Source organism: Paraglaciecola sp. T6c, assembly GCF_000014225.1.
In the GTDB taxonomy this organism is placed as follows: domain Bacteria; phylum Pseudomonadota; class Gammaproteobacteria; order Enterobacterales; family Alteromonadaceae; genus Paraglaciecola; species Paraglaciecola atlantica_A.
The window spans coordinates 1,123,522-1,138,927 of record NC_008228.1; the positions used below are offsets into that span (position 1 = coordinate 1,123,522).

Sequence of the window (15,406 nt, forward strand, 5' to 3'; positions counted from 1 at the left end):
GATTGGTACATTTATTGTGATGGGTTGGTTAATCCTCGCAGAAGGTATTTATCGAAACGCTATTCCACGAAATGGTATTTGAAAGTAGCTAACACCAATGTAAATAGACCAGGAACCACGCACATGAAAACAGCCAACCAATATTTTCGTCCTACTTTACTTAGCGTGTCGCTTGCCGCGTTATTCACCGTTAACCCTGTATTAGCCCAAGAGGTTGATGACAATGCAATGGAAGATGCGCCTGAAAAAATTCAGGTGATGGGCCGCCGAATATCTGAAACCGAAGTGGCGATAGGAACGGGCGAGGTAACTAACACGCTGGCCGTGACCCGTGAAGCATTGCTGTCAGCCCCTGGGGGAATTTCAGGCTTAAAAATGCTTGAGAGTCTACCGGGTTTTAACGTGCAAACAGATGGGGCTCTGGGTTTATATGAATTTGGTAACTCGGTCAATGTGCGAGCGTTTAACTTAAGCCAAATGGGCTTCGTATTAAATGGCGTGCCGATGGGGCGTTCAGACGCATTTGGTGGTAGTCCGATTTTCAGATACGTGGACAACGAGAACTTAGCCTCTGTAGTTGCTTCACCCGGTGCAGGAGATGTGTCAGCGCCTAGTTATTCCACACTTGGCCCTATCGCGTCTTACTACTCGGTTGACCCATCAGATGAGATGGGCGGTATGATGTCACTAACCGTGGGAGATGACGATTTACAGCGCTCGTTCATTAAATTAGAAACGGGTGATCTCAATGGTTTTAAAGCGTTTGTGAGCCGCTCAAAAACCGACAGTGATTTATGGCGCGGCCCCGGCACCATTGACCGAGAACATATTGAGGCCAAAGCGGTTTACGCGTTTAGTGCTGATACCAAACTGTCATTTAATTATGTTTCAAACGACTTTTTCGACTATGACTCACCCTCTGGCACCGAAGCCACGTTTGATAACGACTATTACTACAGCTACCTAGAATCGATCCCCGAAGGTTGTATCGGGGCGATGCCACAAGTATATGATTTCAATCAAGATGGCTCGATAAATGATAGCGACTTCACCCCTGTATTCACTGGTAGCAATTGTACAAGTTACTATGAAGACAGAGTGAATGTACGAGACGATCAACTCTACTCTTTGCAACTTGAAACTTACTTAACCGACAATCTGCAGTTTGCCGGTACCTATTACTTTGAAGACAAGGATGGGTACGGCGTATCACCTGATTCCTATACAAATACCTTGGGTATTTATGAACGCCAAGCCGCAGCAGGGCTTGATGTAGTGCACCCGCGCGGGGTGCAATATGGACTTTCTTCGGTGGGCGGTGATCGTAAAGGCTTTGTGGCTGATTTTACCTTAGAGCTTGAAAACAATGTGATTGAGTTTGGTGGTTGGCAAGAAAAAGACACCTACAATCGAACCCAACAACGCTTGAACAAAACCGGCGGTAGCGTCGATGGGGACGTGATTTGGGATGAAGTTGCCTATTACAGACGTGATTATACTGCAGTACGAGAAACCACTCAGTTTTACCTGAAAGACACCATAAGCTTACTCGATGATGCGTTAAAGCTAGAGCTGGGTATTAAGTCTTTAAGTGTGGATTACACCCTAGATGGCTATCGAGATTATGCGGATTATGAAATAAACAGTGAAGCTGGCTATGGTCCGCAATCTGTCGGTGGAGAGTTCAGTAAACACTTTTTACCTTCTATCGGCGCTGTGTACAGCGTAAATGACACGGATCAAGTCTTTGCTTCTTACTCTAAAAACTATGCGCTACCCAGCGGCACCGACGATATTTACGATAACGCCTTGAGTTTTGAGCCTGAAACACCTGAGGGGGAAGAAGCAGATAACTTTGAAGTGGGTTACCGAACCAATCAAGAAACGTTTAATGCCGCATTGGCACTTTTCTACACGCGATTCGATAACCGCCTGTTTGCCAGCAACGTTTTTAACCCCGCGACTCAGCAACCAGAAAGTTTCTACATCAACGGCGGCGCATCAGAAGCCTATGGTTTTGAGTTAAGTGGTGTCTATCAACCCGAGGCATTTAACAAGCAGCTGTATTTGAACGCTAACATATCTTACAAAGATGCTACCTTGGCTGATGGTTTTGGCAGTAATCCCGAAGGAAGCCGCTTAGCGGACAGCCCAGAATGGTTGATGACCGCTGGGATCACGTATGAGCCAACAGAGTGGTTAGTGGCGAATATGTCAGCAAAGTATACGGGGAGCCGATTTACCGATTACGCTGAAACCTATTCGATGGACAGTTACACTATTGTCAGCGCGTACGTGGATTTAGGCGGCGTCAATCCGTTTGGTATGCCGGAAAACGTGAGTCTTCGCTTCAATGTGGACAACTTATTTGACGAAGAAGTGTTGTCCTTTGCGTTTGTCGGCTCGGCCTTTTATCGCCCGCTTAATCCACGTAATTTTCAAGCCTCTCTAACCGTGGCGTTTTAATAAATATGAGTAAACATATGTATAAATTTAATAAAAAGGTGCTTTCCATTACTCTTGGTTTATTGTGCTGTCAGGCAGCAAATGCCGCTGTATCAATAGAAGATGCAACGGCTATTCAGCGCAGCTTAATCACTTTGGATACCCACCTGGATACACCGGCAAATCTGGTTGTGCCTGGCTTTAATATTCTTGAACGGCATTCCTATGGGCATGATTATTCTCAGGTGGATGTGCCGCGTATGCAAGAAGGCGCATTGGATGGTGGCTTTTGGGCTGTGTATTCTCCCCAAGGTGAGCTGACCAAAGGGGGCTATGAGCAAAGTCGTGATACCGCCTTACTGCGTGCTTTGGCGATTCGTACTATGGTGTCGGCAAACCCACAAGTGTTTGAATTTGCCACTGAATCTGCTGATGCCGCAAAAATAAAGAAGAACAGCAAGCATATTGTGTACATGAGCATGGAAAATGCCTACCCGCTAGGGACGGATATTAGCTTGCTTGAAACATTCTATAAGTTTGGTTTGCGTATGGCAGGCCCAGTGCATTTCAAAAACAATCAGTTTGGTGATAGCTCCACCGATCCCGGTGGCACACAGTGGGATGGATTATCGCCTTTAGGCGAAGAGCTGGTAGCAGAGGCTAATCGTTTAGGGATTGTGCTTGATGGCTCCCATGCTCATGATGAAACGGTAAAAGACATGATCCGTTTGTCAAAGACACCGATTATTTTGTCGCACACTGGCAGTAAAGCGATTTACGATCATCCGCGTAACGTTGACGATGCTTTGCTTAAACAGCTAGCTGAGTCCGGCGGTGTTATTCAGATGAATGCGTACAGTGAGTACCTTGAAAAATTGCCTGACGATCCACAGCGTAAAGAAGCCTATAAAGGGCTGATGAAGTTAGTTAAAGAGGGAAGTGAGCGCAGTGTGTTACTCGAGAAACGACGAGAAATCGATCATGAGCATCCCGCTGTTAAAGCATCGTTTGAAGTGTATATGGAACACTTTCTTCATGCATTAAATGTTGTTGGGCCTAAGCATGTTGGTATTGGCGCAGACTGGGATGGCGGCGGTGGTGTTGATGACATGATGGATGTGGTTAATCTACCTAAGATCACAAAACGTCTACTTGATGAAGGCTACAGCAAAAGCGACTTAGCAGATATTTGGGGCGGCAATGCCCTTAGAGTGTTACAACAAGCTCATGATTATGCTGAAAGTGTAAAAAATGATAGCAAATAGCACGTGCTAGGGTAACTCAGTAATACGCTCGCCCACTTTAGCTAAGCTTTTGGGCGAGCCGTTTGCGATGTGTTGACGCTGTAAAGGTAACCACTAAAAGTACACCGCGTATGACACGTTAAGAAAGTCCACGCCTGGGTTATGATCGTTCAACCCGCCATTCGAATAGTGCATGTAGCGTAATGCCACTGAGTGATTCATGTTCTCACCAAAATCGGTCACTAAGCCCAAGCGGTCTTCAAACTGATAGTGAGAGCCAATATCTTTACCTGCAAACCGGGTGTCTTCTACTAACGAAACACCGATACCGAACTCCCATCTTAGGGGATATTTGTTGGCGATGGTCGCGAACTGCTTAGAAATGACCGGTGATATCGCTACAGCGTAGTTTGTTTCATGGCGGTTCTGCTCACCCACTTCCCAGAAGTTCATACTGACTTCCCAGTAAATGTCTAAATTTCCCAACCATTTAATTTGTGTTAACTGTGTTGCATAAGGGCGATAAGCTAATCGTATGCCTTGAATGTCATCTGAGCCTAAAAGGTAATCAACCGCGATACCTTGCTTTGCGGCGTGAGCAGAAGGGGTAACAAAGTAGCTGCCGAGTAAGGCAATAATAATAAGGAGTGTACGCATGTGTGTGTCTCTAGCTAAGTTAATGTGTGACTACTAGATAGGGACGAAAAATCAAAAAAAATAGTTTTATTGCTGCAATAAATCGACTTTACCGTTCGGTAATATCGAATTATTATTGTTTTTAATAGCCTATTTAAAGAATGTGTACATTAATTCAGTATTTTGATTATATTTATTTACTTGTTAAACAGAGCATTAACCTAGTGTCTAACTGCATGGGGTAAATATTCAAGGGCTGGTTCATGATTGAAATAAAATAGTGGGTCTTGCGAAATTACCTATTGAAAATGGTTTTAAATGAAACGAAGCACAATATCGGGAGAAACGCGTGAAGCAGCTCAGTTGTAGCGAGCAAGAAAAGGTTGGGCTTGAACATCAGGCGGCTAAAATTTTTATGCGTTGTTATGAACGTGAAAGCGGCCATGAAATCAGGCATCTTTGGCATAATAAGCCTAGAAAACCTGATGTGTCATGTAAGTTAGACGGTAAACGCTTAGATCTCGAAATTGCGCATTTATACGGAACTGAGCTAGAAGCAAAACAGATTTTAGGACGTCACCTTGATGACAAAACATGCGCCGAGCTTAGGCAGCTAACAGCACATACCGAGCCTGAGGCGCGTTTGGTTAAAGCGTTGAACAGAATATTGCTTAATAAGTCAGGCAAGTATTACCGCTCTGAACGTGTTTGGCTGGTTATCCGTAATGCGCACCCGGCTTGGGATCGTGAGCAAATTGAAGCGTTGCAGCATGAAATTGATGTGCCCCCAGCACACCCCTTTGAACAAATATGGATGGTGGGGGACTGGGAAGGAAAAAGCGGTATCGTCAAGTTATACCCTTAACGCAAGCGCAAGCACTCACCGTTAAAACTGCTTATTGCTGTTAGCCATTGCGCTAGCACTTGGTTTACGCTTTGATGCAAACGTGTTTTATTCAACACGCTGGTTATCTATCACTCTTATTAGTTAACATTCTTATTAGTTAACATTCTTATTAGTTGACACACTTATTAGTTAACACACTTATTAGTTAACACACTTATTAGTTGACACCTTTATTAGTTAACACACTACAACGAATGGCATGTGCTTCGTACTTATTCTTGAGCAATAGCATAGCCAAGTTCACACCAGCGCTGGGTTCCCCCTGCGAGTGAGTAGATATGGGTGAACCCCATACGCGTCAGCGATTGTGCCGCCAGCGCGGAACGCCCTCCCGTGCGACAATATAGCAGTATATTGCGTTGGGCTAACCAGTCTAACGGCTCGATTTCGCCATGACCAATAGCCACCCCACTTAGCTTAGCCTCAAGTAGCCCACGAGGAATTATATGCGCACCCGGCAGCACACCCAACTGACATTCTTCATCCTCGCGCACATCAATCAGTACGGGATAAACGCTGGGATCTTTGGCGTATTCTTCGCACGTCACTTCTTTGATGGTTTGTCGCACTTGTTGGATATATTGGGAATAATCTAATACACGGTTTTGCATCATTGATACCTCAGTAAAGTAAGTTGATTAACAGCCAAATGGCAACAAGTACGATCAAAGTGGAAAATCCTCGTTTGAGTATTCGCTGGTCCAAATGAGATGAAATGCTTTGCCCAGCCAGCACACAAATAGAGCCGATACTGGCCATGGTGATAATGATGATGCCGTTTAGCTCAACACCGTGCCCACCTGCCGCGATGGTGGTAAAAGCGGTAAATGCGTTGATTACGATAAGCACTAAACTATTTGCGACTGCTTTTTGCATGTTTACACCGGTAAAAAACACCAAAGCGGGAACAATTAAAAAACCACCGCCCACACCGACCACACCTGTTATCAACCCCACAGAGGCTGCGGCGATGAGTAGATTGCGCTTGCTCGGTGGGGGCGCAGAAACAGACGTAGCCATTGAAGCGGTATGGGAAGATGAAGAATTGTCTGAGCCCGCGCGGACAGTCCCGGCAAACATTTTATAAGCAGCAATGCACATAATGGCCACCAACAACAGGGTTTGACTACCTTGAGGGAGCCATATGCCTAGACGCGCGCCCACTGCAGCAAAAGGCAAGCTAACAATGCCGAAGCTAACAAGGATCGATAAATCTAACTGCCGATTTCGATAGGCTTTGATACCGCCCACTGCTGAGATAAGGCCCACTATTAGCATCGAGCTGGTAATAGCGCTTTTTTCATCTAGCCCCAAAAATAAGGTCAGGGCAGGCACAGTTAAAATGGAGCCTCCCGCACCTAACAGCCCTAGACTTAGCCCGATTAACCCTGCGCTTAATAGCAACATCAGAAACATAAACTTGTACAAACTTTGATTAATATTGTATATTTACAATATACGATATTGTTGTGCAAATTAGCAAGAGGTAATTTATGACAGTTCAAGTAAATGGTTTTTATCATGATGCAACGGGCACAGTCAGTTATATAGTGTCAGACAGTGAACGCAAGCACGCAGTGATCATCGACAGCGTTTTAGACTTTGATCTCTTTTCAGGGGAAGTGTCCTCTACTTTTGCTGATAAGCAATTGGCATTTCTGCACGAAAATCAGCTAACGTTGGACTGGATATTAGACACCCATGCCCATGCAGATCACTTAAGTGCTGCCCATTATTTACACTCAAAAACAGGCGTTAAAACGTGTATAGGGGAAGGGATTAAGGCGGTGGAAGCACGCTTTGCTAAGACGTTCAATTTTCCACCTGAGGAAGGCCATCGCTTTGACGCGTTCGACAAATTATTACAAGACGGTGAGTCATTGCAGTTTGGCTCAGCCACGCTGGTGTGCATGAGTACGCCAGGTCACACAAGTGACAGCCTTAGTTACATTATTGATGACAATGTCTTCGTCGGCGACACGCTATTTATGCCTGACGGTGGCACGGCAAGATGTGATTTCCCTGGGGGCGATGCAGGGTTGTTATGGGACAGCATAAACCGCCTTCATCACTTACCGGCACATTACAAAATTTGGGTATGTCATGATTACCAGCCCGACAACAGAGAGCTACAATATCAAACGACAGTGGCGCAAAGCCAAGCGGCGAATATTCATGTGAATAATCAAATAGATAAGGCGCAGTACGTGGCGCTTCGCAACAAACGAGATGCTACGCTGGCGGTGCCGAAACTGCTGTATCCCTCCCTGCAAGTCAACTTGCAAGCAGGGAAGTTACCTCAAAAGCAGAGTAACGGGCTGCGTTATATGTCTATTCCGCTGACGGATAAAACACAGTAGCCTAAAAGAATTAGCTAAAAATTTTCGGGGACTTTTCGACTTTTTTAGCGATATCTTCCAAACGTTTTTGATTGTTAGGGGCCATTTGGCGACGGGAAAGTTCAGATAAAAACTGCCGTGTATTAATCGTTTTATAAGCCCCTTGTTCAGCTTCAACTAAGCTTTGAAGCAGATTTAAACTAAAGGCCACCTCTCGAGGAAAGAGTAAATAGGCTTGGTAAAAATCCCGTGTGGCTTTTTGATAGTCCTGCTTTATGTAATGTTCTAAGCCTGTTTTGTTTAACTTCATTGCTTCAGGCCGGCGTTCGCCAATGCTCTCTTCACGTTTCACCACCTGCATGTTGGCAACGGTAGTCTCATTGCCATCGTCTAGTTGAGAAAGGCGCATCTTGCACAAGGCTAATATTTCTGAGGCTTTTTCATCGTTACCTACGCCTTTCCACGCGGAAATAGCATCTGTCATCTGCAGGACGTCGCTATCGGTCATGTCATCCATGCCCTCACGATTGAGAAGCTCTGAGGCTTTCTCTATATTTCCCGCCATGACAGCTGCTGCCGCATACAAAAAATCTTTTTTAATGATTAATTTTTGATCCAAGTTTTTACGTCCAGCCGAGCCAATCAAAAATTTTGCGACTTGCAGGGTTTTCTCTCGCTCATTGGCTTTTTTACCCTCAGCTTCTTGCAAATAACATCGGGCTAAATCTAGAGATAGCTCATCGTAACGTTCTCGGATGCCACGATTCGACTCTCGCTTTTTCTCAAGTAATTGAATCGCTTCGTCATTGCGCTCTTGGGCTTGATATATATAAGCTTTGAGGCGAGCAGCAGAGACCGACATCTCACCTTCGCGAATTGCGTTGATGTGATCTTCTGCTTGAGCATATTGGTTGGCGTCGATACAAATTCGCGCTAGCCACTCCCGGGCTTTATCACTGGTGAGCTGAGTCCCCGTGAGTGCCAAAAGCATGTCTTCACTTTGCTTTATTTGACCATCTAAATACAGGCTCTGGATCAGCCCCCACTTGGCCCAAATGATTTTGTTTGAGCCGCGAAGTACATCGTTGTACACGCTTGCGGCTTCTTTGAAGCGCTTTACTTTTATGAGTAAACGCGCCTGCAGCTTAACCATTTGACTGCGCATGCGAGGGCGGCTGTTGCGCTCAAGCATGTAATTTAACTTATCTAACGCGTGAGCGAATTCGTCTTCGTCCATGAGTTTGAAAACGGGCATTAAATAGTGGTGAAAATTCAAACATGCGGAAATGTTTTTTTCGATACTGCGAATGGTATACGGTTTGATGACAAGTGCGTCAGGGTGCACATCGACGATTTGACCCACTATCATAGGTAAGCGATCTGAGGTGATAAAAATAATACTGGTAGAGCTTTTTAATAATCCCAGCTCTTGTAATTCTTGTACCACTTCTACGCCATTTTTGTTTTGGCCTAAATGATAATCCATTATTAACAAATCGATGCGACGCAGGCGTGCGTGGGCTTTTAACTCCCGACCGTTGCTAAAACAGCCGATTTCGCTAAAGCCCATTTCCATTAAATGATTGCGCAGGTTGATACGAGCCATGCCATTGTCTTCAACAATAGCGACTTTGATATCACTTAGTGACATGAAGGGCCTTTCGGATTTTAAAATCTTTTTTCATCATAATCAGTAGCATAGCAAGGAAAAAGAATACGTGTCGTTATTTGCTTAAGGGAAACATTAGAGGCCTAGTTTGCTGAAATACCATAGCTATGTATACAGAAGTTGTCAGTTAATAGAATAAATTATTGAACTGACGTTAACGTAAAGGTAAATTGTTTGGTAATCTTGATAACACTTTGTTAACAGTTTTGGTTTGCCGTTAAAATCAAAGCGCTTTAAATAGGGCTACTTATGCAACACGTTCCTTTACTTATCAACGGTGAGTTTATTTCATCCCAATCGCAGCAATTTATCGACGTTACCAATCCTGCGAATAATTCTGTCATCGCCAAGGCGCCCATTGCCACTGACGCTGAACTAGAAGCCGCGGTGGCCAGTGCCAAAGAAGCCTTTTTAACGTGGCGAGAAGTACCTGTGCCTGAGCGTGCTCGCGTGATGATGCGCTACCAGCAATTGTTAAAAGAGCATCATGATGAAATTGCCACGTTACTGAGCAGTGAAACCGGCAAGACCTTTGATGATGCAAAAGGTGACGTGTGGCGGGGGATTGAAGTCGTTGAGCAAGCCATGAACGCGCCCTCAATGATGATGGGGGAGACCGCGGAAAATGTGGCTCGTGGTATAGACACCTACAGCTATATTCAACCGCTGGGTGTGTGCCTAGGGATCACGCCATTTAACTTCCCTGCGATGATCCCGCTGTGGATGTTCCCGATGGCTGTTGCTTGTGGCAATACATTCATTCTTAAACCGTCAGAGCAAGACCCGCTTACGCCCACACGCTTGGCTGAATTGTTTATTGAAGCTGGCGCGCCCAAAGGGGTGTTAAATGTTGTTCACGGTGGTAAAGATCAAGTCAATAAATTGCTTAACCATGATGATGTGCGCGCAGTGTCATTCGTGGGCTCAGTCCCTGTAGGTCAACATGTATATAAAACAGCAACCGATAATATGAAACGGGCACAGTGTTTTGCGGGTGCTAAAAATCATTCTGTGATCATGCCTGATGCCAACGTAAAGCAAGTACTAAACAACCTAGTCGGGGCTTCAGTTGGCGCTGCCGGTCAGCGTTGTATGGCGATTTCTGTGGCTGTATTTGTTGGCGCATCAAGTCAGTGGATTGACGAACTCGCCCAGATGATTGGCCAAGTCAAACCAGGCTTATGGGATGACAAAGATGCGGCTTACGGCCCACTTATTAGCCCGCAGGCAAAAGCCCGCGTGTTATCACTTATTCAGCAAGGTAAGGATGAAGGTGCGAAATGTTTATTGGATGGTAGCGATTTCACATTACCTGGCTACGAAGAGGGTAATTGGGTTGGGCCCACTGTTTTTAGCGATGTGACTACGGACATGGAAATATATAAACAGGAAATTTTTGGCCCTGTTTTATGTTGCATGGTAGTGGATACACTCGAAGAAGCGATCGCGCTGGTTAATCGCAATCCCTTTGGTAACGGCACATCAATTTTCACCGCTAGCGGCGCTGCAGCGCGCAAATACCAGCACGAAATAGAAGTTGGCCAAGTGGGAATCAACGTACCTATTCCTGTTCCTTTACCGTTTTTTTCGTTTACCGGTTGGAAGAATTCTTTCTATGGGGACTTACACGCCTACGGTAAGCAGGCAGTACGTTTTTACACTGAAACCAAAACTGTGACAGCCCGTTGGTTTGAGAACGATATTCCTAGTGGTCCAAACATGACTATCGAATTGAAGTAAAGGAGCCCATTATGAACTTTGATTTAAGCGAAGATCAGCAAGCGTTTGCGGATACCGCTCGTCAATTTGCAGAGCAAGCCCTAGCCCCTAATGCAGCTAAGTGGGACAAAGAGCACCATTTCCCGAAAGACGTTATTCAACAAGCAGGGGAGTTAGGTTTTTGCGGCCTATACACCAGTGAAGAAGACGGTGGTTTGGGGTTAAGTCGTTTGGACTCATCAATTATTTTCGAACAGTTATCCATGGGGTGCACTGCCACCACGGCCATGATGACTATTCACAATATGGCGACCTGGATGATCGCAAAATGGGGCAAACCAGCATTAAAAGCCAAGTGGTGCCCCGATTTGGTCACAGGTAAATTACTGGCGTCATATTGCTTAACAGAGCCAGGTTCTGGCTCAGATGCCGCAGCACTTCGAACCAGTGCCAAGTTGGACGGCGATGATTATGTGCTTAACGGCTCGAAAATGTTTATCTCAGGCGCGGGTGAAACCGATGTGTTAGTGGTGATGGCTCGCACCGGCGGAGAAGGCCCTAAAGGGATATCTGCGTTTTTAGTGCCAGCAGATGCACAAGGTATCACTTATGGCAAAGCGGAAGAAAAAATGGGCTGGAATGCGCAGCCCACGCGCTTAATTACGTTTGATAATGTGCGCGTCAGTCACATCAATTTGCTTGGGGATGAAGGCCAAGGCTTTAGTTTCGCTATGCAAGGTTTAGATGGTGGCCGAGTCAACATTGCGACATGCTCCATCGGTACTGCTCAGCAGGCTCTGAATACCGCTACCGCTTACATGAAAGAGCGTACGCAATTCGGTAAGCCACTCGCTGCCTTTCAAGCATTGCAATTTAAACTCGCAGATATGGCAACCGAACTGGTCGCGGCCCGTCAGATGGTGCGCCTAGCTGCGTTTAAATTGGACAATAAAGACCCTGAGCGCAGTGCTTATTGTGCCATGGCAAAACGTTTTGCCACCGATATTGGCTTTGAAGTGTGTAATCAAGCCCTGCAAATTCATGGTGGCTACGGCTACATTCAAGAATACCCATTAGAGCGTCATGTACGTGATGTGCGGGTACATCAAATTCTGGAAGGAACTAATGAGATTATGCGCATGATTGTGGGTCGACGTCTTTTGGCGGACGACGCCGGGAGCATACTGTAGAGCGAGTATAAACATCCTGAGCTATCGGGATTTTTTGCATATCAGAGTCTGTACTTTAAGGCTTGCATTTGCATCTTACAAAAGGAGTAGACTGTGTCTGACAGCGTTATATTTCAAGAGCTTACTACCAACAGCGGCATGAAAATAGGGCATGCTACGCTTAATCGGCCTAGCGCCCACAATGCGCTAAACATGGACATGATTCAGCTACTGATGCCGCAACTGCTAGCGTGGCAACGAGACGAAAATATCTGCATGGTGCTTTTAGATGGCAGCGGCGAGAAAGCGTTGTGTGCCGGTGGTGACGTAGTGGCCATGCACAACGCCATGGCAAGCCAGCCTAAAAGTATGCCTGAATCTTTGCAGGCCTTTTTCACCCAAGAATATCAACTTGATTACTTGATCCATACCTACACTAAACCGTTCGCTGTATGGGGAGCGGGGATCGTGATGGGGGGCGGTATGGGTTTGATGAATGGTGGCAGTCATCGCATTGTGACCGATACATCGCGTCTTGCCATGCCCGAAATCAGCATTGGGCTATACCCAGATGTGGGCGGCAGTTGGTTCTTAAATAATATGCCCCCAGGCTGCGGCCTATTTTTAGGCATGACAGGTGCCAGTATGAATGCCACTGATGCCTTGTACGTCAATATGGCTGACTACTTTATGCCAAATGATTTAAAACCCCAATGGCTTGAAAGTTTGAAGCACGTGCCGTGGGGCAATAATAGCGCAGCCAACAGCGATCAGTTGAGTGTGTTATGCGCCAAGCAGCATCAACAACATCAGGCATTGCTGCCAGAAGCAAAGGTACAGCCTTTACAAAGCACACTTGATGAACTTGCTATGAAAACCAGCGCCGCTGACGTGGCAGATCAGATCATGGGGCTTGATGCACAAGGCGATAAGTGGCTAAGTAAAGCACAAAAGACCTTGCAAACGGGCTCGCCTATTAGCGCCAGTTTAGTTTTCAAGCAGCTTCAACACGGGCAAAGCCTGACCTTGGCCCAATGTTTTGAAATGGAATTAACCATGTCATGCCGCTGTGGTGAGTTTGGTGAATTCCAAGAAGGGGTTAGGGCATTATTGGTGGATAAAGACCATCAGCCAAAGTGGCGTTACACAAGCATTGACCAGGTGCCAAATGAGACCATGGTGTGGTTTTTTGATAGTCCATGGCAAGCAAATGCGCACCCTCTTCAAGATTTAGCCAAGGAGTAATCATGTCATTATCAAATTACAGTATCGCCTTTATTGGTTTGGGTAATATGGGCGGGCCTATGGCGAGCAATTTACTTAAAGCTCACGCCAAGGTCTGTGTTTTTGACTTAGTACCCCAAGCGGTTGCGGAATTAGAAAGCCAAGGTGCACGAGCAGCGCAGAGCGCCGAGGATGCTGTGAAAGGTGCAGATATCGTTATTTCCATGCTGCCTGCGGGTAAACACGTGCAAAGTTTATATTTAGGAGACAGCGAGCGCGGCACTGCAGGTTTGATTGATGTGCTTGGGCAAAATACGTTAGTGATTGACTCCAGTACTATTGACGCAGCAACCTCTATTTTGGTTGCCAAAACGTTGGCTGAAAGAGGGATCGTGTTTGCTGATGCGCCTGTGTCCGGTGGAACAGCGGGCGCTGCTGCGGGCACGCTCACCTTTATTGTGGGCGGTGAGAAAACCGCTTATGAAAAGGCTTTACCTGTACTGAGTGCTATGGGTAAGAACATTTTTCATGCAGGACAAAATGGCGCAGGGCAAATTGCAAAAATCTGCAATAACATGTTGTTGTCTGTATTGATGGTGGGCACGTCAGAAGCCTTACAAATGGCCATTGATAACGGTTTAGATCCAAAAGTCATGTCAGATATTATGCTACAAAGCTCAGGGCGAAACTGGACACTAGAGCTATATAACCCATGTCCAGATGTGATGCCAAACGTACCGTCATCAAATGATTATAAAGGTGGTTTTATGGTGGATTTGATGCGTAAAGATTTAGGCCTAGCGTTGGACACTGCCCTTAAAAGTCATTCCAGCACGCCCATGGGCGCGATGGCGCAAAACCTGTACAACATGCACAGCATGCAGGGAAGCGGGCAACGTGATTTCTCAAGTATTTTCGAGTTATTTTCAGCGTCAAATAAATAGCATGTGGAGATCCACTGGTAAGCTAGATTCAAATTGATCAACATTAGGATAGTAGAATTATGCAATTAGAAGGTTCAGTTATTGCCATTACCGGCGCTGCTCAAGGGTTAGGTCGTGCGATGGCACAAGAAGTCGCGCAACAAGGTGCTAGTGTCGCCTTGATTGATATGCAAGAGGCCGCGTTGCAGCAGGCAGCCAAGGAGCTGCGCAGCCTTGGCGTTAAAGTTGAATATTACGTGGTTAACGTTACAAATGAGGCCGAAGTAGAAGTCGCGTTTGCTGACATCGGCATGGACTTTGGTCAGCTAAATGGTTTGATTAACAGCGCCGGTATCATGCGCGACGGCATGCTGCTTAAGGTGAAAGAGGGCAAGGTTGTCAGCAAGATGTCCAAAGAACAGTTTCAATCAGTACTCGATGTTAACGTAACAGGCACCTTTTTGTGCGGCCGTGAAGCGGCGAAGCAAATGATTGAGAGCAAAAGCGATGGGGTGATCATTAACGTTTCGTCAGTGTCTCGGGCCGGCAACATGGGGCAAACAAACTATTCAGCGTCGAAAGCGGCGGTGGCTACCATGACAGTCTCATGGGCGAAGGAGCTAGCGCGCTTTGGTATTCGTACAGGGTGTATCGCACCTGGTTTAGTTGAAACCGCCATGGCGGCACAGATGCGCCCTGAGATGCGCCAAGCATTTTTAAATACCGTCCCGATGCGCCGCTTAGCGGAAGTAGAGGAACTTGCGCATACAGCGAGGTACATTTTTGAAAACGATTACTTCACTGGGCGCACCATTGAGCTAGATGGCGGTACTCGCGTGTAACCACGGGTTATTCTACCTGCAACAAACACGTATCTAAGCATATTAGGTACGTGTCTTTACACTTTGCATTAATTTGTATGTGCTTGGTGACTATTTTAGGTTGAGTCCTGCGTTTGTCTATTTTTCAATCGTTATCATTATGATTTATATAAATAAATCACCCTGTCTTATTTTAAACTTATCATTTGTCAGTTTTCTTTACTATTTAACTGTAGGTAAGTTTTGTTTCCTTTTTTATTCTTTAAAATCAACGAGTTATATTTCACTGTTTTGGTTTGATTCTTGCTGA

13 protein-coding genes are annotated in these 15,406 nt (G+C 45.7%); 9 read left to right on the forward strand and 4 right to left on the reverse strand.

The annotated features are described in order from the left end of the window. The first annotated feature begins 123 nt into the window (after window positions 1-123). On the forward strand, window positions 124-2,466 hold the full coding sequence (locus PATL_RS04795) for a TonB-dependent receptor (RefSeq protein WP_011573826.1): 2,343 nt from the start codon (window positions 124-126) through the stop codon (window positions 2,464-2,466). 17 nt (window positions 2,467-2,483) lie between these two features. Next, window positions 2,484-3,710, forward strand: coding sequence for a dipeptidase (locus PATL_RS04800; RefSeq protein ID WP_198136259.1), 1,227 nt, complete (start codon window positions 2,484-2,486; stop codon window positions 3,708-3,710). A gap of 93 nt (window positions 3,711-3,803) precedes the next feature. Here the strand turns inward: PATL_RS04800 and PATL_RS04805 are convergent, their stop codons facing one another. Then, the gene (locus tag PATL_RS04805; RefSeq protein ID WP_011573828.1) at window positions 3,804-4,346 is read right to left on the reverse strand and encodes an acyloxyacyl hydrolase; all 543 of its coding nucleotides are present in this window, start codon (window positions 4,344-4,346) and stop codon (window positions 3,804-3,806) included. 328 nt (window positions 4,347-4,674) lie between these two features. On the opposite strand from PATL_RS04805, the gene PATL_RS04810 reads away from it, so the two are divergent. Beyond that, window positions 4,675-5,190: a hypothetical protein gene (locus tag PATL_RS04810; RefSeq protein ID WP_011573829.1), complete on the forward strand. Its 516-nt coding sequence runs from the start codon at window positions 4,675-4,677 to the stop codon at window positions 5,188-5,190. Window positions 5,191-5,444: 254 nt separating this feature from the next. Here the strand turns inward: PATL_RS04810 and PATL_RS04815 are convergent, their stop codons facing one another. Beyond that, a complete protein-coding gene (locus PATL_RS04815; protein ID WP_011573830.1) occupies window positions 5,445-5,846 on the reverse strand; it encodes a rhodanese-like domain-containing protein in 402 nt (133 codons plus the stop codon). A gap of 7 nt (window positions 5,847-5,853) precedes the next feature. Continuing rightward, entirely contained in the window at window positions 5,854-6,639 is a 786-nt protein-coding gene (locus PATL_RS04820) for a sulfite exporter TauE/SafE family protein (protein ID WP_232283287.1), read from the reverse strand. 86 nt (window positions 6,640-6,725) lie between these two features. Between PATL_RS04820 and PATL_RS04825 the strand changes: the two genes are divergently transcribed. After that, window positions 6,726-7,592 carry an MBL fold metallo-hydrolase gene (locus PATL_RS04825; RefSeq protein WP_011573832.1) on the forward strand — a complete coding sequence of 289 codons (867 nt, stop codon included), beginning with the start codon at window positions 6,726-6,728 and terminating at the stop codon, window positions 7,590-7,592. A 10-nt stretch (window positions 7,593-7,602) separates the two neighbouring features. Here the strand turns inward: PATL_RS04825 and PATL_RS04830 are convergent, their stop codons facing one another. Then, window positions 7,603-9,222 carry a response regulator gene (locus tag PATL_RS04830; RefSeq protein ID WP_011573833.1) on the reverse strand — a complete coding sequence of 540 codons (1,620 nt, stop codon included), beginning with the start codon at window positions 9,220-9,222 and terminating at the stop codon, window positions 7,603-7,605. 267 nt (window positions 9,223-9,489) lie between these two features. Between PATL_RS04830 and PATL_RS04835 the strand changes: the two genes are divergently transcribed. The 5 genes from PATL_RS04835 (at window position 9,490) to PATL_RS04855 (ending at window position 15,117) form a co-directional block, all read left to right on the forward strand. Next, the gene (locus PATL_RS04835; protein WP_011573834.1) at window positions 9,490-10,980 is read left to right on the forward strand and encodes a CoA-acylating methylmalonate-semialdehyde dehydrogenase; all 1,491 of its coding nucleotides are present in this window, start codon (window positions 9,490-9,492) and stop codon (window positions 10,978-10,980) included. 11 nt (window positions 10,981-10,991) lie between these two features. Continuing rightward, window positions 10,992-12,149, forward strand: a complete 1,158-nt coding sequence (locus PATL_RS04840; RefSeq protein WP_011573835.1) for an acyl-CoA dehydrogenase family protein — start codon at window positions 10,992-10,994, stop codon at window positions 12,147-12,149. A gap of 93 nt (window positions 12,150-12,242) precedes the next feature. Then, window positions 12,243-13,373: an enoyl-CoA hydratase/isomerase family protein gene (locus tag PATL_RS04845; protein ID WP_011573836.1), complete on the forward strand. Its 1,131-nt coding sequence runs from the start codon at window positions 12,243-12,245 to the stop codon at window positions 13,371-13,373. A gap of 2 nt (window positions 13,374-13,375) precedes the next feature. Further along, window positions 13,376-14,296 (forward strand): 3-hydroxyisobutyrate dehydrogenase, encoded by a 921-nt coding sequence (gene mmsB / locus PATL_RS04850; RefSeq protein WP_011573837.1) that lies wholly within the window; start codon window positions 13,376-13,378, stop codon window positions 14,294-14,296. A gap of 59 nt (window positions 14,297-14,355) precedes the next feature. Further along, the gene (locus tag PATL_RS04855) at window positions 14,356-15,117 is read left to right on the forward strand and encodes an SDR family oxidoreductase (protein WP_011573838.1); all 762 of its coding nucleotides are present in this window, start codon (window positions 14,356-14,358) and stop codon (window positions 15,115-15,117) included. Window positions 15,118-15,406 lie beyond the last annotated feature (289 nt).